General features: G+C 72.7%; 21 protein-coding genes and 4 tRNA genes. 17 read left to right on the plus strand and 8 right to left on the minus strand.

Translation table 11 applies throughout. From position 1 onward, the window contains the following. The first annotated feature begins 200 nt into the window (after positions 1–200). Together ACFXOM_RS11940 and ACFXOM_RS11945 are read left to right on the plus strand one after the other, a co-directional pair. Entirely contained in the window at positions 201–821 is a 621-nt protein-coding gene (locus ACFXOM_RS11940; RefSeq protein WP_384938207.1) for a sigma-70 family RNA polymerase sigma factor, read from the plus strand. Positions 822–854: 33 nt separating this feature from the next. After that, positions 855–1385, plus strand: coding sequence for a GNAT family N-acetyltransferase (locus ACFXOM_RS11945; protein ID WP_384938204.1), 531 nt, complete (start codon positions 855–857; stop codon positions 1383–1385). A 170-nt stretch (positions 1386–1555) separates the two neighbouring features. Here the strand turns inward: ACFXOM_RS11945 and ACFXOM_RS11950 are convergent, their stop codons facing one another. Next, positions 1556–1975 (minus strand): hypothetical protein, encoded by a 420-nt coding sequence (locus ACFXOM_RS11950; RefSeq protein WP_384938202.1) that lies wholly within the window; start codon positions 1973–1975, stop codon positions 1556–1558. A gap of 1 nt (position 1976) precedes the next feature. Beyond that, positions 1977–2336, minus strand: coding sequence for a hypothetical protein (locus ACFXOM_RS11955; protein WP_384938199.1), 360 nt, complete (start codon positions 2334–2336; stop codon positions 1977–1979). A gap of 641 nt (positions 2337–2977) precedes the next feature. Between ACFXOM_RS11955 and ACFXOM_RS11960 the strand changes: the two genes are divergently transcribed. The 8 genes from ACFXOM_RS11960 to ACFXOM_RS11995 all read left to right on the plus strand — a co-directional run bounded on the left by ACFXOM_RS11960 (position 2978) and on the right by ACFXOM_RS11995 (position 14394). After that, positions 2978–4033: a methionine ABC transporter ATP-binding protein gene (locus ACFXOM_RS11960; protein WP_384938196.1), complete on the plus strand. Its 1056-nt coding sequence runs from the start codon at positions 2978–2980 to the stop codon at positions 4031–4033. Continuing rightward, a complete protein-coding gene (locus ACFXOM_RS11965) occupies positions 4030–4698 on the plus strand; it encodes a methionine ABC transporter permease (RefSeq protein WP_384938193.1) in 669 nt (222 codons plus the stop codon). Before ACFXOM_RS11960 ends, ACFXOM_RS11965 begins: the two co-directional genes overlap by 4 nt. A gap of 75 nt (positions 4699–4773) precedes the next feature. Beyond that, on the plus strand, positions 4774–5634 hold the full coding sequence (locus ACFXOM_RS11970; protein WP_384943836.1) for a MetQ/NlpA family ABC transporter substrate-binding protein: 861 nt from the start codon (positions 4774–4776) through the stop codon (positions 5632–5634). A 222-nt stretch (positions 5635–5856) separates the two neighbouring features. Further along, on the plus strand, positions 5857–6495 hold the full coding sequence (locus ACFXOM_RS11975) for a GNAT family N-acetyltransferase (RefSeq protein ID WP_384938187.1): 639 nt from the start codon (positions 5857–5859) through the stop codon (positions 6493–6495). Between the two features lie 102 nt (positions 6496–6597). Further along, positions 6598–7827, plus strand: coding sequence for a precorrin-6y C5,15-methyltransferase (decarboxylating) subunit CbiE (gene cbiE / locus ACFXOM_RS11980; RefSeq protein WP_385037796.1), 1230 nt, complete (start codon positions 6598–6600; stop codon positions 7825–7827). 433 nt (positions 7828–8260) lie between these two features. Further along, positions 8261–11779 carry a nicotinate-nucleotide--dimethylbenzimidazole phosphoribosyltransferase gene (gene cobT / locus ACFXOM_RS11985; protein WP_385037799.1) on the plus strand — a complete coding sequence of 1173 codons (3519 nt, stop codon included), beginning with the start codon at positions 8261–8263 and terminating at the stop codon, positions 11777–11779. A gap of 493 nt (positions 11780–12272) precedes the next feature. After that, the gene (gene cobA, locus ACFXOM_RS11990) at positions 12273–13511 is read left to right on the plus strand and encodes a uroporphyrinogen-III C-methyltransferase (RefSeq protein WP_384938180.1); all 1239 of its coding nucleotides are present in this window, start codon (positions 12273–12275) and stop codon (positions 13509–13511) included. 64 nt (positions 13512–13575) lie between these two features. After that, positions 13576–14394 carry a TrmH family RNA methyltransferase gene (locus tag ACFXOM_RS11995; protein ID WP_385037802.1) on the plus strand — a complete coding sequence of 273 codons (819 nt, stop codon included), beginning with the start codon at positions 13576–13578 and terminating at the stop codon, positions 14392–14394. A gap of 21 nt (positions 14395–14415) precedes the next feature. Here the strand turns inward: ACFXOM_RS11995 and ACFXOM_RS12000 are convergent, their stop codons facing one another. After that, a complete protein-coding gene (locus ACFXOM_RS12000) occupies positions 14416–15597 on the minus strand; it encodes a serine/threonine-protein kinase (RefSeq protein WP_384938174.1) in 1182 nt (393 codons plus the stop codon). Positions 15598–15830: 233 nt separating this feature from the next. Between ACFXOM_RS12000 and ACFXOM_RS12005 the strand changes: the two genes are divergently transcribed. The 4 genes from ACFXOM_RS12005 (at position 15831) to ACFXOM_RS12020 (ending at position 17993) form a co-directional block, all read left to right on the plus strand. Beyond that, positions 15831–16088 (plus strand): hypothetical protein, encoded by a 258-nt coding sequence (locus ACFXOM_RS12005; protein ID WP_384938172.1) that lies wholly within the window; start codon positions 15831–15833, stop codon positions 16086–16088. 199 nt (positions 16089–16287) lie between these two features. Further along, a complete protein-coding gene (locus ACFXOM_RS12010) occupies positions 16288–16497 on the plus strand; it encodes a hypothetical protein (protein WP_384938169.1) in 210 nt (69 codons plus the stop codon). Between the two features lie 221 nt (positions 16498–16718). Beyond that, entirely contained in the window at positions 16719–17657 is a 939-nt protein-coding gene (locus ACFXOM_RS12015) for a phosphotransferase family protein (RefSeq protein ID WP_384938242.1), read from the plus strand. A 63-nt stretch (positions 17658–17720) separates the two neighbouring features. Then, positions 17721–17993 carry a zf-TFIIB domain-containing protein gene (locus ACFXOM_RS12020; protein ID WP_384938167.1) on the plus strand — a complete coding sequence of 91 codons (273 nt, stop codon included), beginning with the start codon at positions 17721–17723 and terminating at the stop codon, positions 17991–17993. Positions 17994–18083: 90 nt separating this feature from the next. Here ACFXOM_RS12020 and ACFXOM_RS12025 read toward each other — a convergent pair. The 4 genes from ACFXOM_RS12025 to ACFXOM_RS12040 form a co-directional block, all read right to left on the minus strand. After that, positions 18084–18155: transfer RNA gene (locus ACFXOM_RS12025), tRNA-Val, on the minus strand. 34 nt (positions 18156–18189) lie between these two features. After that, positions 18190–18261 (minus strand) — tRNA-Val (locus ACFXOM_RS12030). Position 18262: 1 nt separating this feature from the next. After that, positions 18263–18336: transfer RNA gene (locus ACFXOM_RS12035), tRNA-Cys, on the minus strand. A gap of 37 nt (positions 18337–18373) precedes the next feature. After that, positions 18374–18446: transfer RNA gene (locus ACFXOM_RS12040), tRNA-Gly, on the minus strand. A gap of 157 nt (positions 18447–18603) precedes the next feature. On the opposite strand from ACFXOM_RS12040, the gene ACFXOM_RS12045 reads away from it, so the two are divergent. The 3 genes from ACFXOM_RS12045 to ACFXOM_RS12055 are packed head-to-tail and all read left to right on the plus strand — an operon-like array spanning position 18604 to position 21383. Then, the gene (locus ACFXOM_RS12045) at positions 18604–19650 is read left to right on the plus strand and encodes a chorismate-binding protein (RefSeq protein ID WP_384943830.1); all 1047 of its coding nucleotides are present in this window, start codon (positions 18604–18606) and stop codon (positions 19648–19650) included. Further along, positions 19650–20480 (plus strand): aminotransferase class IV, encoded by an 831-nt coding sequence (locus tag ACFXOM_RS12050; protein WP_384938161.1) that lies wholly within the window; start codon positions 19650–19652, stop codon positions 20478–20480. Before ACFXOM_RS12045 ends, ACFXOM_RS12050 begins: the two co-directional genes overlap by 1 nt. A gap of 57 nt (positions 20481–20537) precedes the next feature. Then, complete coding sequence (locus tag ACFXOM_RS12055; RefSeq protein ID WP_384938158.1) at positions 20538–21383, plus strand: GNAT family N-acetyltransferase; 846 nt, start codon at positions 20538–20540, stop codon at positions 21381–21383. A gap of 61 nt (positions 21384–21444) precedes the next feature. Here the strand turns inward: ACFXOM_RS12055 and ACFXOM_RS12060 are convergent, their stop codons facing one another. Further along, positions 21445–21966: a DsbA family protein gene (locus ACFXOM_RS12060; RefSeq protein ID WP_384938155.1), complete on the minus strand. Its 522-nt coding sequence runs from the start codon at positions 21964–21966 to the stop codon at positions 21445–21447. Between the last annotated feature and the right edge of the window lie 72 nt (positions 21967–22038).

Genomic DNA, 22038 nt, shown 5'->3' on the forward strand with positions numbered 1-22038 from the left:
TTAAAGGACCCTTCACACACAACCGGAACCTGTGGCCCCTGCCCCGGCCCCCCTTCCCCTCCGGCCCGCCGTAACTGCGCGCCCCTGGGCCCCCCCCGCCGCGGCCCCGCCCGCGTCAGCGGCCGAAGGCGCCGTCATACGGTCGGGTGGCCCCGGCCGCGTGCCGAAACCGTGGGACGGCCCCCGGCGTCAGGCCGGTCATGAACCCCTCCGACGGCAACACCCCGCCCACCGCCCGACCGACCCGCCGCCAGGGACCCGCCCCCGCCCGGCCGGCCCGTTCCGCCCCGAGGCAGGGTCCCGGTGCCGCCGGCGTCCTGGTCCGGACGCTCCGACCGCTCGTCGTCGCCGAGGCGAGCGCGGAGGCGCACGGCGAGGCGATGGATTCCCGTGACCTGGAACAGGGCGTCTGGCTACGGCTGCTGGAACGGATCGACGTCCAAGGTCCACCCGATGACGCGGCGGGCTGGGTCCAGGGAGCCGTACGCGAGGAAGCGCGGCAGGCACGGCGCACGGCCCTCCGGGAGCGGTCGCACCAGGAGAGGGCCGTCATCGTGTCCGTGCCGTGCCCGGAGCGGACGGCCCTCCTCGCCGAACGGCGACGGGCGGTGCGGGCCGCCGTGGCCCGCACCCCGGGGGCCTGCCCCCGGCTGCTGACCGCGATGCTGTCGCCGAATGACCCCACCTACCGCGAAATCGCAGGACAGTTGGGAATCTCACAGGGAAGTCTGGGGCCGATGCGTTCCCGTTGCCTGGGATGTTTGCGCAGAATGCTCGCGACAGAGGTTGCCGCTCCTGAACTCCGGGGAAAGGAGCGGTAGACAACAGGCGGCAGGTGCGGGAGGCATGCACACATGGGCATGAGCGTGACCATCTCAGCGGCGACGGCGCAGGACGCCGAAGCCATCCTCAAGCTGCAGTTCCTCTGCTACCAGAGCGAGGCGGAGCTGTACGGGGACTACGGCATCGAACCGCTCACGCAGACCCTCGACGACCTCAGGGCCGAGATCGGAAGGGGCCACGCCCTGGTCGCCCGACTCGGCAACGAGGTCATCGCCTCCGTGCGTGGTGAGGTCGACGGGGACGGCACCGCCCGGATCGGCAAGCTGATCGTTCACCCGCGGATGCAGCGCCACGGCCTCGGCGGACGCCTGCTCGACGCCATCGAGGGACACTTCGCCGGCGAGTCCGCGGCCAAGCGCTTCCAGCTCTTCACCGGGCACCGCAGCGAGCGCAACCTGCGCATGTACCGCAGCCACGGCTACGCGCCGGTGTCCAGCCGCGAGATGGGGCCGAAGCTCACCCTCGTGACCCTGGAGAAGGCCGCGGACCCGGTCGCCCTGCCTCCCGCCCGCAGCGCGGGGGAGTTCGCCACCAGCGCCTAGGGGGTCGACGGCGCGCCGCCCCCGGGGCGGGGGCGGCGTGCGGCGAGCCGGCCACGCCCGGGCGTGGAACCGCCCGCTGTTCGACCACGGGGTTCGACCGGCTCGACAGGACGCTCGCGGTGTCCCCGGCCGGGCGGCGAACCAGTGCGGTAAGGACTGTGGGGCGCGGGTCAGCGACGCGATGCGCGGCGCAGCCAGAGCATGCCGGTGATCGGCAGCAGGACGGGGATGAAGAGGTAGCCCCTGCCGTAGTCGGACCACACCGTCGCGTCCGGGAAGGCGGAAGGCTCCGCCAGGGCCCAGGTGCCCACGGTCAGCACGCCCACGAGCTCGGCGGCGCAGCACACCAGTGCCGCCCTGCGTGCCCTGTCCCCGCCGCGGAACAGGGTGTACGTGATGAACACGTAGACGACCGCGGCGACCGCCGACAAGGCGTAGGCGAGCGGGGCGCGGTCGTACTCGGTCGCGATCTGGTACACCGAGCGGGAGAGGGCGCCCACCGACATCACGGCGTACAGCCAGACGAGCAGCACACCGGGGCCCTTGACCAGCTTGGTCCCGGCCGTCTCCTCCGCCGCCGTCCCGGTCATCTCAGCCTCCCCAGATGTCGAACAGCCGGACTTCCAGCACCGCGAGGACGACCGCTCCCGCGGCTACCGTCGCCGAACCCCAGCGGGTCCGTTCGGCGAGCGACAGGAAGCCGGAGGCGGGGATCGCGGCGAACGCGCCGATCAGGTAGGCGACGAAGATCGCCGTCCCCTCGTCGGCCCGCTGGCCGCGCGCCAGCTGCACCACGCCGACCACCAACTGGGCGAGCGCCAGCACGGTCACCACGGCCATGCCGATGAAGTGCCAGTCCTTGGTGGGCTGGTCCCGGTAGGCGGCGAAACCGCACCAGGCGGCGAGGGCGAGCGTGGCGACGGACACCGCGATCGTCAGGGCGTCGAGCATGGGGAGAAGCGTATTACGGGCGAAAACGGCTCGGCCCCCCACCCCCGGGCGCGACGGACACACCCCGCTCCCCGGTGCGCCGGGCCCCTGGACGCCATCCTTCGCACCGGGCACGAGTGTCTCCCCGGGCTCGCGGGCCGTGGCGTCGGCCACAGTGCCGGACCTCCCGGGCCGGTCGCCGATGTGTCTGCCGGGTGCCGGGTGCCGGGTGTCGGGAGCCGGAACGCCGTGCCCGCACGGTCCGGTGGGCCGGGCCGCCGCGCCGCCGGCGATGCATCGGGCGTCCGAAGTACGGAAGGAGAGAGTCCGTTATTCGGACAGTCGCGAACCGCTCGCACACGCGTCTGTTTTACTGGCCGCATGACCACGACGAGCAACCGCACCCGTGCGACCGAGGCGAAGCTGACGCCCGGTGCTCGTTGTCTGTGTCGAATGTGCGCCTTCTAGAGGGCCCCTGCCTGAGCCTCGCGCCCCGAAGCGAGACCCCGACAGCCGAGCCGTGTGCGCCGATCCCGGCGGCGCGAGCCTGCCCCGCGCACACAGTGCCACCCAGTCACCGTGCTGCGCCTGCCTGTCCCCAAGACGACACACCCGTGCCCGGCGGACGCTTCGCCGTGCACTCGACAGTGACGGAAACCCCTGTGATCACCACTACGGGCCTCACGAAGGTCTACCAGTCGCGCGGCCGCGACGTCACCGCCCTGGACGGAGTCGACCTCCACGTCCGCGAGGGGGAGGTCTTCGGCGTCATCGGCCAGAGCGGCGCCGGGAAGTCCTCCCTCATTCGCTGCATCAACCTGCTGGAGCGCCCCACGTCCGGCACGGTGACCGTCGACGGGGTCGACCTCACCGCCCTCGCCGGCCGCGGCCGCCGCGCGGGCAAGGACCTGCGCCGGGCGCGCAGCCGCATCGGCATGGTCTTCCAGCACTTCAACCTCCTGTCCTCGCGCAGCGTCCAGGACAACGTCGAACTGCCCCTGGAGATCCTCGGGATCACCAGCGCCGAACGCTCCCGCCGCGCCCGCGAACTCCTCGACCTCGTCGGTCTCGCCGACAAGGCCGAGGTCTACCCCGGTCAGCTCTCGGGCGGCCAGAAGCAGCGCGTCGGCATCGCCAGGGCGCTCGCCGGGAACCCGAAGGTGCTCCTCTCCGACGAGGCCACCAGCGCACTCGACCCGGAGACCACCCGCTCGATCCTCCAGCTACTGCGCGAACTGAACCGGCAGCTCGGACTGACCGTGCTGCTCATCACGCACGAGATGGACGTCGTCAAGGCCGTCTGCGATTCGGCGGCCCTGATGAAGAAGGGGCGGATCGTCGAATCGGGCCCGGTGAGCGAGCTGCTCGCCACACCCGGATCCGAACTCGCCCGGGAGCTCTTCCCGGTGACCGGCGACGCCACGGGACCGGACCGCACCGTCGTCGACGTCACGTTCCACGGCGAAACCGCCACCCAGCCGGTGGTCTCCCAACTGTCCCGTACGTACAACATCGACATCTCGATCCTCGGCGCGGCCATGGACACCGTCGGCGGTCGGCAGATCGGGCGGATGCGCATCGAGCTGCCCGGCCGCTACGAGGACAACGTCGTGCCCGTCGGCTTCCTGCGCGAGCAGGGCCTGCAGGTGGACGTCGTCGAGGACGCCGGGGACGTACCCGCCGCGCGCACGGAGCCGGTGAAGGAGACCGTGAAATGACCTGGTCGGAGATGCAGCCCCTGCTCGCCCAGGGCACCGTCGACACCCTCTACATGGTCCTGTGGTCCACGCTCGTCACCGTCGTCGGCGGACTGCCCCTCGGAATCCTGCTGGTCCTCACGGACAAGGGCGGGCTGCTGCAGAACACCCCGGTGAACAAGGCCGTCGGCGTGATCGTGAACATCGGCCGGTCGCTGCCGTTCATCATCCTGCTCATCGCCCTGATCCCCTTCACCACGTTCGTGGTCGGCACGTTCATCGGCCCCACGGCCATGATCGTGCCGCTCGCCGTCGGAGCGATCCCGTTCTTCGCGCGGCTCGTCGAAACGGCGATCCGCGAGGTCGACCACGGACTCGTCGAGGCCGTCCAGTCCATGGGCGGCTCCATCCCGACGATCATTCGCAAGGTCCTGCTCCCGCAGGCCCTGCCCTCCCTCGTCGCCGCCGTCACCACCACCGTGATCGTCCTTGTCGGGTACTCGGCCATGGCCGGCGCGGTCGGCGGCGAGGGTCTCGGATCCAAGGCCGTCACCTACGGCTTCCAGCGGTTCGAGACCCCGTTCATGCTCATCACCGTCGCCATCCTGATCGCGGTCGTCACGGCCGCGCAGCTGATCGGCGACGGGGTCGTGCGGCTGCTGTCACGCCGCCACCGCACCAGCTGAGCACACCGCACCACCCCGGAGCCCGCACTCCTTGTCCGGGCGCAACCACCGCAACACCAGAAAGAGGCACTTTTCGTGCGCAAGAACACCAAGCTCACCACGGCCGCCGCCGCCACCGCTGCCCTCGCCCTGGGCCTCACCGCCTGCGGCACCGCCTCCGACCCGGCCGCCAAGGCCGACTCCGGCAGCACGGCAGCCCAGTCCGAGCCGCTCGTCGTCGCAGCCTCCCCGACGCCGCACGCCGACATCCTGCAGTTCGTCAAGAAGAACCTCGCCGAGAAGGCCGGTCTCAAGCTGGAGGTCAAGGAGTTCACGGACTACGTACTGCCGAACACCGCAACCCAGCAGGGCCAGGTCGGCGCCAACTACTTCCAGCACAAGCCGTACCTGGACGACTTCAACAAGAAGAACCACACCACCATCGTCCCGGTCGTCAACGTCCACCTCGAGCCGCTGGGTCTCTACTCGAAGAAGGCGAAGTCACTCAAGGACATCAAGGCCGGTCAGACCATCGCCGTCCCCAACGACACCACCAACGAGGGCCGCGCCCTCAAGCTGCTCGCCGACAACGGCCTGATCACCCTCAAGGGCGGCGCCGGCATCGACGCCACGTTGTCGGACATCACGGACAGGAAGGGTCTGGAGTTCAAGGAGTTGGAGGCGGCCACGCTGCCCCGCGCCCTGAACGACGTCGACGCGGCCGTCGTCAACGGCAACTACGCCATCGAAGCCGACCTCAAGCCGGCCGAGGACGCCCTGGCTCTGGAGGAGGCGGAGGGCAACCCGTACGCCAACTTCCTCGCCGTCAAGGAGGGCGACGAGAACGACGCGCGCGTGCAGAAGCTCGCGAAGCTCCTCAACTCCCCCGAGGTGAAGAAGTACATCGAGGAGACCTACTCGGGCTCCGTCGTCCCGGCCTTCGGTCCCGTCAAGTGACCGGGCACCTCGAGCGGTCGGCGCCCTCCGTCAAGTAGCGCAGTCCGCACGGCCCTTGGGGCGCCGCCCCGCTGAGCTGGGGCCCCGCACACCCGCCGCGGCGTGCGGGGTCTCCGGCGTATCTTCGGCGTACCGACCCGGCCATGCGCATCCGTCAGTCGATGTTGCATGCTGGGCCTTTACGCGTACGGCCTTTACGACGGTCTCGGCATGGAGCTGCGCATGACTACCCCCTTCCCGGACATCTCCATCAGCACGGAGCGGCTGGTGCTGCGCGCGCTCGAACCCGCCGACGCCCCGGCCCTCGCCGAGATGATGAACGACGAACAGGTCACCGCCTGGATCGCCGCTCCCCAGCCCTACACCGAGGCCGCCGCCCGCCGCTGGATCAGCGAGCACGCCCCCGCCGAACGCACCGCCGGCCGCGGCCTCGACCTCGCCGTGACCGAGTTCCTCACCCAGCGCCTGGTCGGTGTCATCCGGCTCGGCAGCACCGACTGGCGGGTGCGGTCCACCGAGCTCTCGTACATCGTCGCCCCGTGGGCCCGCGGCGAGGGTTACGCCTCGGAGGCGGCGCTCGCCACCGCCCAGTGGCTCTTCCGCCACCAGGGATTCGAGCGCCTGGAACTGCGCACGGCGGCCGACAACACCGCCTCGCAGCAGGTCGCCCAGAAGATCGGGTGCATAAGCGAGGGGGTCCTGCGCGGGGCCTGCATAGCCCGCACCCGCGCCGACGACGGGACGTGGGTGGACCTGCGCACCGACTTCATCGTCTGGAGCCTGCTCCCCGAGGACCTCGACGGGGTCGTCGACCAGATGGCCGACGCCGGCGGATACGGCACGTTCACCGACTGGAACTGACGCATTCCCCTGTCAGGAACCAGCACCAGGTACCCTCAGCCTGCCTACCGCTCACCTCCGCGGGCGGCCCCGACCTGCGACGACACCAGGAGACAGACGACGATGGCCGACCGGGTCACGGTGATCGGCTGGGACGGTTCGCCCCTGACCGCAGCGGCCAGGTCCGCCCTCTCCGCCGCCACTCTCGTCGCCGGTGCGGCACATCACCTGGCGCTCCCCGAGGTGCCCGCGAACGCCGAACGCATCCGGCTGGGCAGCGTGGACCTCGCCGCCCGGAGGATCGCGAGCCACCGGGGCACCGCCGTCGTGCTCGCCGACGGCGACCCGGGCTTCTTCGGCGTGGTACGCACCCTGCGGGCTCCCCAGCACGGCCTGGAGGTCGAGGTGGTCCCCGCGGTCTCGTCGGTCGCGGCAGCCTTCGCACGCGCGGGAATGCCCTGGGACGACGCCCAGATCGTCGTTGCCCACCGCCGCACCCTCCGCCGTGCCGTGAACGTCTGCCGCGCGCACCCCAAGGTGGCCGTCCTCACCTCTCCCGGCGCCGGGCCCGCCGAGCTCGCCTTGCTCCTCGACGGGATCCACCGCACGTTCGTGATCTGCGAGGAACTCGGTACCGAGCGGGAACAGGTCACCGTGCTCACCTCGGACAAGGTCGCCGACCACACCTGGCGCGACCCCAACGTCGTCATCGTCATCGGGGGGGCCGCCACGACCGCCGGCGGCGGCTGGATGGCGGGCCGCGAGCCCGATCACCCCTCGAAGGTGCGCGGCTGGGCGCTGCCCCGCGAAGAACAACGGCGCCAGCCGGCCGAAGGCGAGTCGGCACAGCTGCGCGCCGTACAACTGGCCCGGCTCGGTCCGCGCCCCGGCGACCTCGTCTGGGACATCGGCTGCGGCAGCGGCGAGCTGGCGGCCGACGCGGCGGGCTTCGGTGCGGCGGTCATCGCCGTGGACGACGACCCGGCGGCCTGCATCCGCACCGACGCCGCCGCCCGCCGCCGCGGCGTCCTGCTCCAAACGGTCCGCGGGCGTGCGCCGCACGTCCTGGAGCGACTGCCGGAACCGGACATCGTCCGGATCGGCGGTGGAGGGGTCCCGGTCGTCGGCGCCTGCGCGGACCGTCGGCCCGAGCGCATCGTCACGCACGCCTCCACCCGTGACCAGGCCGAGGCGATCGGCACCGCCCTCGCGGACGGCGGCTACGCCGTCGAGTGCGCCCTGCTCCAGTCCGTCGAACTGGACCCGGTCGACTGGTCGGAGCGCGAGCGCTCGGTGGTGTTCCTGATCTCGGCCACGCTGGTGCGGCGCGAGGGAGGAGTCCCCAGGCCGTAGGGCTGTGGGGGAAGCCGGGGGAGGAGCCGGCCGCAGCGTCCCGGAGGGCGGCTTGATGACGCCCCCTGGCCCGGCCCCTGCACGTCGGCGCGGTAGGCTGGCCGATCGTTGCACCGCAGCCGGTCGTCCGTCGATTCTCCTCCCTGGCTTCGCTGGGGAACCCCCAGCCAATGTCCTGAAACGGGGGCGTTCTTGGGTCCCGCTGTGGTACGGCGCGACCGGGGGGTGCGCAACGTGGCGCAGTCCACACCAAACCGTGGCGGATCCTGCTGCCACGGGCACAAACAGCCACGACAATGCTGGGTGTCCGTGCGCTTTCGTGCCGCGCGGCGCACACGCTCGTTCTTGATGGTGACGGGCACCGGGAGTGTGTCGCGATCGGGCGCCCCGGGCGAAGGTCTGAAGGAGCACAACCGATGGGCGAGGGGTACGCATGACCGACACCGGCCAGGTCCCGGGCGAGGGACTGCCGGAGAACGCAGGCATGGTGGAGCAGCCGGGCATCCCCGCTCCGGGTGCGTACACCTTCCTGGACCCTTCCGGAAGTGGCGCCGAATCCCTCGGCGATGACGACGACCTGCTGCTGATGCCGGGCTCGCAGGGCGCCTGGAGCGACCCGCAGCTGGCACCCGCGCCGACCGCGGCACCGGTCCCGCCCCCGGCGGACGGCACGGCGCCCGCCGGACCCGTACCGGCTCCCGCCGACGTACAGGCGGTGCCCCAGGCCCCGGCCCCGGTTACGGGGCCTGCGGCGCCGGTCGGGGGCCCCCAGGAGCAGCCGCCCGCGGCCGAGGCCCCCACGCCGGTACCGGCACCCGGTGAGTACGCGGCCCCCGCGCAGCCGGTGGCCGCACATGGCCCGCTGCAGCACGGGCAGGCGCACCCGGAGTCGACCACGCCGCCGCTGCAGCCGGGCGCCGACCAGCCCGCCACACCCGCGCACGGTTCCGCCACGCCCACCGCAGCCGTGCGACCGACCCCCGAGCCGGCCGCATCCGTGCCGCACCTTCCCCGACAGCAGGCGGCCCACCAGACGCACCCGATGCACGAGACCGCGCACGAGAGCGGTGGCCGGGACTCCGGCTCGATCGACCTCGGGGGCGTCCGGGCGGCGTCCGCGTCCGGGGCGGCTCCCACATCGCCCCCGTCCCGCCGCCCGCTCCACATGGGTCCGCCCCTGCCCGACGCGACCGGCGGAGTGGTTCGCTCGCTGGCGGATCGCGGTCCGGCCGCCCGGCGGGCGGCCGGTGCGGGTCATGTGACGCCGCCCCCCGTGCCCGTCAGTGTTCCCGGGCCGGCGACCAGCGGTCCCGAGTACCTCGACGTCATCCACGAGGAGCCCCCGGTGCTGCCGGGGCCGCAACTCGGCGAGATCGCACCGCAGAGTGCGGTCCCGTGGGCACCCCAGCCCCCGCAGTCACACGCATCTGCCGTTATCCCACCTGCTCCTGCGGCCCCTGCTGGGCCCTCCGTACCAGCAGAAACGGTCGTCCCAGAGGTCCCAGAGGTCCCAGAGGTCTCAGAGGTCCAGGGCGTCGCCGTGGCGACCCGCGCCGGGGAGCGCCTGGGGACGGGCCCCGCAGCGAACCCCGCGGCAAGCGCTGCCGTCGACCTCCCCGAAGCGGCCGAGAGTCCGCAGGAGGCAGCCCCGCAGCCGGCGCCTCCGGCACGCGCCGCGGAGACCCCGGCCGCGGTGGAGCCCGCTGCTCCGGACCCGGAGGCGGCGGCTCCAACGGCCCCCGAGCCGATGGCGGCTGCCGCCCCGGAGCCCGTCGCAGCGCCCGAGCCCGCGAGAGAGACGCCCGAGGCCGAGCCCGAAGCCGCACCCGTGGCCGAGGGCCCTGCCGCGCCACAGTCCGCGTCGGAGGCCGCCGTGACCGTCCCCGCTGTCCCCGCTCCGCGCGACGGGACCAGTGGTGACGGGCCGGCTGCCGTCCACGCCGCCGCTGCCGGTCCGCAGGCCGCGGCACTCGCGGGCGAGGCGGAAGCGACTCCGGGAACCCACGGGGAGCAGCTCGCAACGGCGGCCCAGGAGGGCGCTGAGCCGGTGGCTGCCGAGGCGGCACCGGAGCTCCCCGAACCGCAGACCGCCGAGGTGCCTCCTGGTTCCGCGGGACCGCAGACCGCCGGGGCCGTCCCCCCGGACTCCGAAGGCGGGCCGTCCGAGGGCGGGGGCGTACCGGCATCCCCCGGGGAGGCCGTGGCCGCCGACGCCACCGGCGCCCGTGCGCCCGGCTACGCGGAAGCGGAGCGCGAAGCGGTCCTGCGCGTGATGCGCGAGCGCCGGGACATCCGCAACGGATTCCGTAGCGACCCCATCCCACACGAGGTCCTCCTCAGGGTCCTCGAGGCCGCGCACACCGCGCCCAGCGTGGGTCACTCGCAACCGTGGGACTTCGTCGTGATCCGGTCCGCGGAGACCCGGCGGACGATGCACGAACTGGCGCAGCGTCAGCGCGAGGCGTACGCCAAGTCCCTGCCCAAGGGCCGGGCGAAGCAGTTCAAGGAACTGAAGATCGAGGCGATCCTCGACACCCCGGTGAACATCGTCGTGACCGCCGACCCCACGCGCGGCGGCCGGCACACCCTCGGCCGGCACACCCAGCCGCAGATGGCGCCGTACTCCTCGGCCCTCGCAGTCGAGAACCTCTGGCTCGCGGCCCGTGCGGAGGGGCTGGGCGTCGGCTGGGTCAGCTTCTTCGACGAGCGCGAGATGGTCCGTGCCCTGGGCCTGCCCGAACACCTCGAAGTCGTCGCGTACCTGTGCGTCGGGTACGTCGACGAGTTCCCGGAGGAGCCTGAGCTCATGCAGGCGGGGTGGTCCAAGCGCCGCCCGTTGTCCTGGGTCGTCCACGAGGAGACCTACGGACGTCGGGCGCTGCCCGGTGAGGAGCCCCACGACCTCCTCCAGGAGACCGTCTCCAACATCCGCCCGCTGGACGCCAAGGCGCTCGGGGAGGCGTGGGAGCGGCAGAAGCGGATGACCAAGCCGGCCGGCGCGCTCGGCATGCTGGAGATCATCTCCGCTCAGCTGTCCGGACTCTCCCGGATGTGCCCGCCGCCGATCCCGGAGCCCGCGGCCGTCGCGATCTTCGCCGGTGACCACGGTGTGCACGCCCAGGGCGTCACGGCCTGGCCCCAGGAGGTGACCGGTCAGATGGTCGCGAACTTCCTCGGCGGGGGAGCGGTCTGCAATGCGTTCGCCAACCAGGTCGGTGCCGAAGTCTGCGTCATCGACGTGGGCGTGGCCTCCGACCTGCCCGCCACGCCCGGTCTGTTGCCGCGCAAGGTCCGCCCAGGCACCGCCGACTTCACGACCGGTCCCGCGCTCAGCCGCGACGAGGTGCTCGCGGCCGTCGAGGTCGGCATCGAGACCGCGCGCGACCTGGTCGCAGCGGGCAACAAGGCACTGCTCACCGGTGAGATGGGCATCGCCAACACCACTGCGTCCGCGGCGCTGATCGCCGTCTACACCGGAGTGGACCCGGCCGAGGTGACCGGCCGCGGCACCGGCATCAACGACGAGATGCACGCGCGCAAGGTCGACGTCGTCCGACGTGCACTGGAGCTGCACCAGCCCGATCCCGTCGATCCGATCGGCGTCCTCGCGGCGGTCGGTGGCCTGGAGCACGCGGCTCTGGTCGGCTTCATCCTCGGTGGAGCGTCCCTGCGCACACCGGTCGTCCTGGACGGGGTGTCGGCGGGCGCTGCGGCACTCGTCGCCCGGGCGGTCGCGCCGGAGGCCCTCGCCGCGTGCATCGCGGGTCACCGCAGCGCGGAGCCGGGCCATGTGGCGGCCCTGAACAAGCTCGGTCTGCGCCCGCTGGTCGACCTCGACCTCCGCCTCGGCGAGGGAACGGGAGCGCTGCTGGCCCTGCCGCTCGTCCAGAGCGCGGCCCGTGCGATGCACGAGGTGGCGACGTTCGACTCGGCGGGCGTCACGGAGAAGTAGCCGCCGGGCGCCCGGTGGTCGAGGCCGCCCGGCACCGGAGCGTTCCGCGTCCGGGCTCCCGCCCGGACGCGGCGGGAGCCCCGCCAGTGTCGTACGGTCCCCAGAGGTCCGCCCGGCCCCGAGGCCCCTGCCCGTACGGATGGTCCGACCAGCCGCAGGCCGCCGCGTCCGTGCCGATGCGGGGCCACCCGTCCGTACGCCGCCCGGTTCCGAGAGGCGGGATCCGCGGTGCCCCGCAGGTCACGGGCACCGTGCCGACGAGGACGGCCGGACCCGGTCCGCCGCCTGACCCGACCGCCCCGCCCGAGGCGCCCTCCGGAGAGCGTGCGGCGCCCCGCCCCGGTCCCGCCGCCCATCCGCGCACCGGACACCCCTCAACGGCGCGCGCCCCACCCCGTATCGTGGTCGCGAGGACCCTCATCCCCGTCCCCACCAGCCGCTTCACCGTCGCAGCGGCCCCACCGCACAGCCCCTCCCGAGGAGCCGCACCGCCATGGCCGAACACGACGAGCATGCCGAGCACCCCGCCTACCCCGTAGGACTGCGCCTCGCCGGGCGCCGTGTCGTCGTCCTCGGAGGCGGTCAGGTCGCCCAGCGGCGTCTCCCGGCACTCGTCGCGGCCGGCGCCGACGTCACCCTCGTGTCGCCGTCCGCGACGCCCTCCGTCGAGGCGATGGCCGATGCGGGGGAGATCACCTGGACCAGGCGCCGCTACGAGGAGGGTGACATCGGCGACGCCTGGTACGCCCTCGTCGCCACCAGCGACCCCGAGGCGAACGCCCGCGCCTCCGCAGAAGCGGAGCGTACGAAGACCTGGTGCGTGCGGTCGGACGACGCCGAGGCCGCGACGGCCTGGACACCCGCCACCGGTCGCAGCGAGGGCGTCACGGTCGCGGTGCTCACGGGACGGGACCCGCGTCGCTCGGCCGCCGTACGGGACGCCGTCGTGGAAGGGTTGCGGGACGGCTCGCTGGGTGCTCCCCACCACCGTGCCCGTGCCCCGTTCGTCGCCCTGGTGGGCGGTGGCCCGGGCGACCCCGACCTGATCACGGTTCGCGGACGACGCCTCCTCTCCGAGGCCGATGTCGTCATCGCCGACCGGCTCGGACCGCGCGACCTGCTCGACGAACTCCCGCCGCACGTCGAGGTGATCGACGCCGCGAAGATCCCTTACGGCCGCTTCATGGCCCAGGAGGCGATCAACAACGCGCTCGTCGAGCACGCCAAGGCGGGCAAGTCGGTGGTGCGCCTCAAGGGCGGCGACCCGTTCGTGTTCGGCCGCGGCATGGAGGAGGCACAGGCGCTCGCCGAGGCCGGGATCCCGTGCAGCGTCGTGCCGGGGATCTCCAGTTCCATCTCGGTACCCGGCGCCGCCGGTATCCCGGTCACCCACCGAGGCGTGGCGCACGAGTTCACCGTCGTCAGCGGGCATGTCGCCCCCGACGACCCGCGCTCACTCGTCGACTGGCGGTCTCTCGCCAAGCTGACCGGCACCCTGGTGATCCTCATGGGCGTCGACAAGATCGGCGCCATCGCGGAGTCGCTCATCGCCCACGGCAAGGCCCCGGACACCCCGCTCGCGCTGGTCCAGGAGGGAACGACGGCCGCCCAGCGACGCGTCGACGCGACCCTGGCGACCGTCGCCGAGCGGGTCAGGACGGAGGACGTGCGTCCGCCCGCCGTGATCGTGATCGGCGACGTCGTCGCCGTGGGGACGGAACAGCAGCCGTAACCCGCGGTAACGAATCTCCGTCCGAGCCGTTGGCACCACTCCCAGGAAAAGGCAGTATCACCCTGTGGCTGATCTCATCACCATCGACGACCCCGAAGACCCGCGTCTGCGTGACTACACGGGGCTGACCGACGTCGAGCTGCGCCGCAGGCGGGAGCCCGTGGAAGGGCTGTTCATCGCCGAGGGCGAGAAGGTCATCCGCCGGGCCAAGCACGCCGGCTACGAGATGCGGTCGATGCTGCTGTCCGCGAAGTGGGTCGACGTCATGAAGGACGTCATCGACGAGGTGCCCGCGCCGGTCTACGCCGTGAGCCCCGACCTCGCCGAACGCGTCACCGGATATCACGTGCACCGCGGTGCACTCGCCTCGATGCAACGCAAGCCACTTCCGACGGCCGAGGAGCTGCTCGGCGGGGCACGCCGCGTGGTCGTCATGGAGACGGTCAACGACCACACCAACATCGGTGCGATCTTCCGAAGCGCCGCGGCTCTGGGCATGGATGCGGTGCTGTTGTCGCCGGACTGCGCGGATCCGCTGTACCGGCGCTCGGTGAAGGTGTCGATGGGCGCGGTCTTCTCGGTGCCCTACGCCCGTCTCGACACCTGGCCCCGGGGCCTTGAAGCGGTACGCGAGGCGGGATTCAATCTCCTGGCGCTCACCCCGGACGAGAAGGCCTCGGCGATCGACGAGGCCGCCCCGCATCGCCTGGAACGGGTGGCACTGATGCTCGGGGCCGAGGGCGAAGGGCTCTCCCGGCAGGCCCTGATGGCGGCCGACGAGTGGGTCCGTATCCCCATGGCGCACGGTGTCGACTCGCTGAACGTGGGGGCCGCGGCCGCCGTGGCGTTCTACGCCGTGGCCACGGGGCGCGGACGAGGCTGAGACTCCGCCGGCTGGCGAGGACTATCCCCGCAGGCCCTGCGCGACGGTGATCCCCAGCGCGACCACCAGCGTCACGACGATGAACACGAAGATCCGCTGACGCAGCAGCCGGGGGTTCGCCGGCCTGCGCCCGGTGGACGTCGTGCGCACCCCGGGCCGCGACGCGGGTCGGCCGATCCGCCCGCTGCCGCCGCGCGACGCGGACGGCTGCGAACCGCCCGTACGCGGTCCGGCCGGGCGGGAGCCGCCGGGGCGCGGGGCGGGCGTACCCGCCGGGCGCCCCTGGGTGCTGCGTTCCGTGTACCGGGCGGTCTGACGGCCCGACGACAGCTCCTGCCCGGCGCGTTCCCGCTGTGCCGGCGGCCGCCCGGCGGGCAGCCCCTGGGCCTCGCGCGCCGCGATCTCCTTCAGTCGCATCGACAGCTGCAGCGTACTCGGACGCTCGTCCGGATCCTTGGCCAGACAGGCCCGCAACAGCGGTGCGAGCGCGTCGGGCACGCCGAACAGGTGGGCCTCCTCGTGCACCACGCGGTAGAGCATGACCTCGGAACTCCCGTGCCCGAAGGGGGAGTCACCGGTCGCGGCGTACGCGAGCGTCGCGCCGAGCGAGAACACGTCGGTCGCGGGCGTGACGGCGGCGCCCCGCACCTGTTCGGGGGCGAGGAAACCGGGGGAGCCGACGGCCGTGCCCACGTGGGTGAGGGTGCTCGCTCCGGTGGCCCAAGCGATGCCGAAATCGATGATGCGCGGGCCCTTGGGCGAGAGGAGGATGTTCGACGGCTTGAGGTCGCGGTGCACCACCCCGGCTTCGTGCACGGCGACGAGTCCTTCCGAGATCGCCGCACCGATCGCCGCCGTTTCCGCGGCGGAGAGCGAGCCGTCCTCGGCGACCTTGTCGTGCAGGGAGGGGCCGGGTACGTACTGCGTGGCGAACCAGGGCCGGTCCGCCTCGAGATCGGCGGCCACCAGTCGTGCGGTGCAGCCCCCGCGGATCCGCCGCGCGGCGGAGACCTCCCGGGCGAACCGGGAGCGGAACTCCTGGTCCTCCGCCAGATCCGGACGGATCACCTTCAGCGCGACGCGCTGTCCCCGCCGGTCGGAGCCGAGGTACACGACGCCCATGCCGCCCGCGCCGAGCCTCCGGTGGAGTCGGAACGAGCCGACGACACGCGGGTCCTCGCGCCGCAGCCGCATCATCGCCATGTCCGTCCCCTACCTACGGTGGGAAGCCCCCACCCCCGCAGCTGCGGATATCCGTTTGACGTGGCACAGCTTACGTACCCGTAGGCCGGTGTGCTCATAGGCCGCGCCCTCGCGGACCAATCGATTGTCAGTGCTGGGTGGGAAAGTTGAAGAGTGGTCAGGAGGGCCCGGGAACCGGGGCTCATGGCCCGTGCGCGATCCCAAGAGTGCGTCGCAGAAGGGGGATTGGATCCGTGAAGGGCGACCGTGTGGAGATCGTCGTGGACGCCGGGGACACCACGAGGACGTACGAAGTGGTGGCCAGCAGGGCTGGACGCCGGGTGGAGACTGCCGTCCGAAGGGGTGTGGTGGAAGTGAGCGAAGTCACTCGCAACGGTGGCGTGGTGCGTACCGCCCGGTTCATGGCCAATCGGGTGCTGGCGCTCGTCGAGCAGCCGGTGCCGGCGGAGCACGCCTCGGAGGGAGGCTCAGGGGCGTCCCCTCAGGGATGACCCCCAGGCGTAGCAGCGGATCTCCACCCAGGGGAGTACGCCGGGGGCCCGGGGCTCATCCTCCTGGAGGCCAGCCAAGGGGTACGCGGGCATGACGCCACGGCCGTGTCGCTTCCCTAGTGTTTCTCTCAAGCGGTGGGTGCAGAACTCGTCCCCCGAGGCCAAGCGCCCGCCGCTGTCACACGACAGGAGAGGGACCATGGCGGACACGGCAACGCGGACCATGATCCGCGCGGCGCAGGGGCGCACGGCGCGCGCCGCGTTCGGCGGCCGGCGGTCCGGACGGCGCCACCCGCTGGTGGCGACGGCCATGGTTCTTCCCCTCGCGACCCTGCTGGTCGTCGTCTTCGGCGGTTGGGAAGCAGTGGTCACACAGGCGTCGTCCGTGGGCATGATGCTGGGGCGCTGAGCGGCGCCCCGGGCCCGGGAGAGCGGCCCGGGCCGGGACATCCGGCCCATAGCCCCGTGGGGACGGGGGAGCGGCGGACGACAGCGTTCGGCCGGTCAGCTGGGGAGCTGACCGGCCAGCGCTCTTTTGTGCTGCGGCCGGCGGTCCCGGCTCCTTCGCGACCCGGAGGAGGCAGCCGATCGATCGGCCCGTAGGCTCGCCGGGTGGAGCAGGACAGTCACATGCTGGTGCGCGTGCTTTCTCAGGCCGCGCGGGCCGCTGCCCACGCGCCGGGGCAGAACGCGTGCCGGGCCTGCGGGCAGGGCGGGGAAGTCCTGGCCGAGCGTGCCGACGGTGTCGTCGTCCGGCACGGTCGGGCCGTCGCCAAGGCGCACGCGGTCGGCACCGACCCGGAGGAGCACCGTCTCAGGATCGCCGTCGCCGGGCATCCCCGGCTGGCCGGGATCCTGCTGCCGCCGATCCCCGGCCCTCGGACCGCTCCGGGCGGGCGCCCGCTGTCCGCGTGGCCGTACGGGAGTCCGGTAGACCCCGCGGACCCCGGGGCCGCACCCTGGGAGGAGACGGGGGTCCTGCTGGCCCGGCTGCACACGGTTCCGCCGTCCAAGCTGCCCGGCGTGCTGCCGCCCATGCGCGGTCCTGCCAAGGCGGCCGCGGCCGTGGCCCGAATGATCGCTGCGGCGGGCGGGCTGTCCGGTGCCAGGGCGGTGCTCGACGCCTGGCACCGGCTGCCCGGCTGGGCCCGTGACGCCGCCCCCGCGCCCCGGGGCCGGGTCTGCCACGGCGATCTGCACCTCGGCCAGCTCGTCCGGTACCCGGCGGACGACGGCCCCTGGCTGCTCATCGACGTCGACGACCTCGGCCTCGGCGACCCCGCCTGGGACCTCGCGCGCCCCGCGGCCTGGTTCGCGGCAGGCCTGCTGGCCCCGGACGTCTGGAACCGGTTCCTCACCGCGTACCGCGCGTCCGGCGGCCCGGCCGTTCCGCAGGAGGGCGACCCCTGGGCGCGGCTCGACGTTCCCGCGCGAGCGCTGACCGTGCAGACGGCGGCCGTCGCCCTCGCCAAGTGCGCGACCGAACAACGCGATCCGGACGACGTCGAGCAGTCGATGATCGATGCATGTGCCCGAATTGCCGCTCTCCCGCCCGAGTTGGGCGCGTGATCCCGGCATAGTCTTGGTCCGGGGGTAACCCCACCAACCGAACGGTGAGGAGCTGAGCCGACGATGCAGTGTCCCAAGTGCCACGCACAGATGCACACGTACAACCGCAATGGCATCCAGATCGAGCAGTGCAGCGGTTGCCGGGGGATATTCCTGGACTACGGCGAGCTGGAGGCACTGACCCGCCTGGAGGCCCAGTGGGTGCAGCAGGCGCCGCCCGCTCCGCAGGCATATCCCGCGCCCCCCGCCCAGCCCGCCTGGGGCGCGCAGCACCACGGCCGCCACGGGGGGCACCACGGCCACCGCGGCTTCGGTCGGATGCTCTTCTCCTCCTGATCGGCGCGACCCGGTACCCCCGTGGGCCGGGTCTCCCGGTGGGGACGGCGGAACCCCCGGCCGCGAGGCGGCCGGGGGTTCCGGGGTGCGTGGACGATACTGGGATTGAACCAGTGACCTCTTCCGTGTCAGGGAAGCGCTCTCCCGCTGAGCTAATCGTCCTCGGGACCACGACCCGCAGATCGTGGGTGCTGCGTGGACGATACTGGGATTGAACCAGTGACCTCTTCCGTGTCAGGGAAGCGCTCTCCCGCTGAGCTAATCGTCCTTGGAGGTGGAGACGGGATTTGAACCCGTGTAGACGGCTTTGCAGGCCGTTGCCTCGCCTCTCGGCCACTCCACCCCGGAGTGTGCGGGGGTCGGGAAGATCCCCCACGTCGAGCGGACGACGAGATTCGAACTCGCGACCCTCACCTTGGCAAGGTGATGCTCTACCAACTGAGCCACGTCCGCCTGTCGTTTCGGTTCCGCTTTCGCGTCCCGGCGACGTGTTGAACTCTAGCGGATTCCCGGGCCAGTACAAAAACGCGTTTCCGCAGCGTGCTGACCCGTGCTCACCGCGGGTTCACCGCCGGAGCGGCCGGGCGGGGCCGGTCATAGACTCACAGCCGTGCATGACCTCGCTCCTCTGGCCCGCTTCGGCGGCCTCTTCGCCACCGACCTCAGGGACGTCACCAGCGACCCAGGGGCCCTCGACTCCTCCGGCTTCTGGGCCGTCGCAGCGGACTTCGAGGGCCGGCTGACCTGCGCCCGCTTCGGTGACGTGCGGCACACCCCGGTGCCGGAGCCCGAACCGGCGCGCTGGCGGGGCCCCGGGGCGCACGACTGGACCTCCTCGCTGGACCGCGCAGCGTACACGGACGGTGTCCGCCGCATCCGCGCGCACATCGCGGCCGGCGACGTCTACCAGGCGAACCTCTGCCGCGTGCTGTCCGCGCCGCTGCCCGATCCCGCCGCGGCGGACGTCGACGTCCTGACCGCGCTGCTGGCGCGCGGCAACCCGGCACCGTACGCAGGAACGATCCGGCTTCCCGCGCACGGTGTGGAGATCGCCACCGCGTCCCCCGAGCTGTACCTGCGCCGGGACGGGAGCACCGTCGAGTCCGGGCCGATCAAGGGGACCGGACGTACCGCCGCGGACCTCCTGGAGAAGGACCGGGCGGAGAACGTGATGATCGTCGACTTGGTCCGCAACGACCTCGGTCGGGTCTGCGCGACCGGGTCCGTCGCCGTCCCCGCGCTCTGCGCCGTCGAGTCGCACCCGGGCCTGGTCCACCTGGTCTCCACCGTCCGGGGCCGGCTCGCCGCCGGTGCGGGCTGGTCCGAACTGCTGGCGGCGACCTTCCCGCCCGGGTCGGTCACGGGCGCGCCCAAGTCGAGCGCCCTGCGGATCATCGAGGCCCTGGAGCCGGTGCCCCGCGGGCCGTACTGCGGAGGCATCGGGTGGGTCGACGCCGACCGGGGCACCGGTGAGCTGGCCGTCGGGATACGCACGTTCTGGATCGACCGGGCCGCGGGCGCGCTGCGCTTCGGCACCGGAGCCGGGATCACCTGGGGATCCGACCCGGAACGGGAGTGGGACGAGACCGAGCTGAAGGCCTCCCGGCTGCTCGCGGTAGCGTCGGGAACGTACGCGCAGAGTGGAAGGACCGCGTGATGAGGATCTGGGTCAATGGCGGACTGCGGGACGCCGACACCGCCCTGGTGTCCGTGTTCGACCACGGACTGACCGTGGGCGACGGGATCTTCGAGACGGTCAAGTCGGTCTCGGGACGGCCCTTCGCCCTCACCCGCCACCTCCGGCGACTCGCCCGTTCCGCCGCCGGCCTCGGTCTGCCTGCCCCCGACCTCGACGAGGTGCGCCGGGCGTGCGACGCCGTGCTGGAGGCCAACCCCTGCGCCCTGGGGCGCCTGCGGATCACCTACACGGGAGGCCTCTCCCCGCTGGGCTCGGACCGTGGTCAGGCCGGCCCCACGCTCGTGGTGGCGGTCGGCGAGTCCCCGCGGCGCCCGGACTCCACGGCGGTGATCACCGTCCCATGGACCCGCAACGAGCGCGGCGCGCTCGCGGGACTCAAGACCACCTCGTACGCGGAGAACGTCGTGGCCCTCGCCCGAGCGCGCGAGCACGGGGCCTCGGAGGCGCTCTTCGGCAACACGGTCGGACAACTGTGCGAAGGGACGGGCTCCAACGTCTTCGTCGTGCTCGACGGCGAGCTCCACACCCCGCCCGTGACGTCCGGCTGCCTGGCCGGGATCACCCGCGCCCTGGTCGTGGAGTGGGCGGGCGCCCGCGAGACGGACCTGCCGTTGGACGCGTTGGAGCGGGCCGAGGAGGTCTTCCTGACCTCCACACTCCGCGACGTCCAGGCCGTCCGGCGGGTGGACGGACGACTCCTGCCGGACGCCCCCGGTCCGGTGACCGCGAAGGCGATGCGGATCTTCGAGGAGCGCTCCGCGGCCGACCCGGATCCGCGGGAGGTCTGAGCACGTCCGCCGCCGAACCCGGTGACGCGCGGCGGCAGACCCGGTAGAACACTGGGGATGACCACGACCCTGCGGCCGTCCGGGCCGCTCCAGCGCGGCGCGGACGGCGCCACCTCACGCGGCTACGACGTCTGCGTGAACGGCAGACCCGTCGGTGCCGTCGAGCTCTCCACCGACCCCGCGCTGGGCCCGTCGGCCGGGGTCGTGCGCTCGCTGCACATCGACGAGCCGGACCGGCGGCGCGGGCGCGGGACGGTCGCGGCGTTGGCGGCGGAAGAAGTGCTGCGGGGCTGGGGGTGCGACCGCGTCAGGGCGTCGGTGCCGGCGGAGGCGACCGCTGCACTGCGCCTCTCGACTGCGCTCGGCTACGTCGAGCAGAGCCGCAACATGCTCAAGGAGCTTCCCGTCGGGCCGCTGCCCGAGCTCCCGGAAGGCGTCCGCGGGAGGCCCATGACCGAGGCCGAGTTCCAGGACTGGCTCGACACCGCCGTCGACGACTACGCACGGGCCTGGACCGGGCGGGGCATGCCCACCGAGCAGGCCCGTGCGAAGTCCGAGGCGGACCACCGCGAACAGCTCGGCGACGGGCTCGCCACCCGCCGTACCTGGATGAGGGTCCTGGAAGCCGCGGGCACTCCGGTGGGCCACGTGTGGGTCGGCGAGCGCGAGGTGCGGCCCGGTGAGCGGGGGGCGTACGTGTACGACGTGGGGGTGGCCGCGCGGCACCGGGGTCGAGGGCACGGCCGGGCCCTCATGCTGCTCGCCGAGCGGGTCGCCCGGTCCGACGCCGCGGCGGACCTGATCGGACTGCACGTCTTCGCGAACAACACCCCGGCCCTGCGCCTCTACGCGTCGCTCGGTTACGTGACGACCCGCGTCAACGTGGCGAAGCAACTGCTCTAGCGGGGCGTGGGCGAGTGGTCCGGCGCCGGAACTCGGCCCTCCGGCGCGGTGGCCCGGACGGCTATGCGCCCGTCGGTCGGGCGAGGAGCCGGTCGGCGATCTCCTCCACCCGGGCGCGCAGTCCCTCCTGGCTCTTGCCGCCGTCGAGCCGCTCCCCGCCGATGACATACGTCGGGGTGCCGGTGACACCGATGGCCTTGCCCTCCGCCTGGTCGGCGTCGACGATCAGGATGTGCCGTCCGTCGATCAGGGCCGTATCGAACTCCTCGGCGTCCAGGCCGAGTTCACGTGCGACGTCCAGGAGGAACGCCTCCCCCTCGCGGTTCAACTCCTCGACCCGTCCGAGCACCGCCTCCACGTACGGCCAGCCCCTGCCTTGGGCCGCGGCCTCCTCCGCGGCCTGCGCGGCGGCGAACGCGTGCTTGTGCTTCTCCAGTGGGAAGTGCCGCAGTCGCAGCTCCAACCGGTCGCCGTACCGTTCGCGCAGCGCGGCGAGATCGGAGAGTGCGGTGCGGCAGTCGGGGCACTGCAGCTCGCACCAGACGTCCAGGACGACGGGGGCGGTGGGGGAGGAGTCGCTCATGGGAGCAGTCTTCCAGCCGTGCCGGACCCGCCCCAACCCGGATCCCTCGGACCTGGGGAGGAGGATGTCCCG

The sequence above is a fragment of the Streptomyces sp. NPDC059169 genome, assembly GCF_042755225.1.
In the GTDB taxonomy this organism is placed as follows: domain Bacteria; phylum Actinomycetota; class Actinomycetes; order Streptomycetales; family Streptomycetaceae; genus Streptomyces.

What these genes read in the sequence shown, in the direction of transcription:
- ACFXOM_RS12060 (WP_384938155.1), bottom strand. Translation starts at nt 21,966, where the DNA reads ATGAGCGACTCCTCCCCCACCGCCCCCGTCGTCCTGGACGTCTGGTGC.
- ACFXOM_RS11945 (WP_384938204.1), top strand. Translation starts at nt 855, where the DNA reads ATGGGCATGAGCGTGACCATCTCAGCGGCGACGGCGCAGGACGCCGAA.
- ACFXOM_RS11950 (WP_384938202.1), bottom strand. Translation starts at nt 1,975, where the DNA reads ATGACCGGGACGGCGGCGGAGGAGACGGCCGGGACCAAGCTGGTCAAG.
- ACFXOM_RS12055 (WP_384938158.1), top strand. Translation starts at nt 20,538, where the DNA reads ATGACCACGACCCTGCGGCCGTCCGGGCCGCTCCAGCGCGGCGCGGAC.
- ACFXOM_RS12050 (WP_384938161.1), top strand. Translation starts at nt 19,650, where the DNA reads ATGAGGATCTGGGTCAATGGCGGACTGCGGGACGCCGACACCGCCCTG.
- ACFXOM_RS11940 (WP_384938207.1), top strand. Translation starts at nt 201, where the DNA reads ATGAACCCCTCCGACGGCAACACCCCGCCCACCGCCCGACCGACCCGC.
- ACFXOM_RS11975 (WP_384938187.1), top strand. Translation starts at nt 5,857, where the DNA reads ATGACTACCCCCTTCCCGGACATCTCCATCAGCACGGAGCGGCTGGTG.
- ACFXOM_RS12020 (WP_384938167.1), top strand. Translation starts at nt 17,721, where the DNA reads ATGCAGTGTCCCAAGTGCCACGCACAGATGCACACGTACAACCGCAAT.
- cobA (WP_384938180.1), top strand. Translation starts at nt 12,273, where the DNA reads ATGGCCGAACACGACGAGCATGCCGAGCACCCCGCCTACCCCGTAGGA.
- cbiE (WP_385037796.1), top strand. Translation starts at nt 6,598, where the DNA reads ATGGCCGACCGGGTCACGGTGATCGGCTGGGACGGTTCGCCCCTGACC.
- cobT (WP_385037799.1), top strand. Translation starts at nt 8,261, where the DNA reads ATGACCGACACCGGCCAGGTCCCGGGCGAGGGACTGCCGGAGAACGCA.
- ACFXOM_RS12000 (WP_384938174.1), bottom strand. Translation starts at nt 15,597, where the DNA reads ATGGCGATGATGCGGCTGCGGCGCGAGGACCCGCGTGTCGTCGGCTCG.
- ACFXOM_RS11965 (WP_384938193.1), top strand. Translation starts at nt 4,030, where the DNA reads ATGACCTGGTCGGAGATGCAGCCCCTGCTCGCCCAGGGCACCGTCGAC.
- ACFXOM_RS11955 (WP_384938199.1), bottom strand. Translation starts at nt 2,336, where the DNA reads ATGCTCGACGCCCTGACGATCGCGGTGTCCGTCGCCACGCTCGCCCTC.
- ACFXOM_RS12010 (WP_384938169.1), top strand. Translation starts at nt 16,288, where the DNA reads ATGGCGGACACGGCAACGCGGACCATGATCCGCGCGGCGCAGGGGCGC.
- ACFXOM_RS12015 (WP_384938242.1), top strand. Translation starts at nt 16,719, where the DNA reads ATGCTGGTGCGCGTGCTTTCTCAGGCCGCGCGGGCCGCTGCCCACGCG.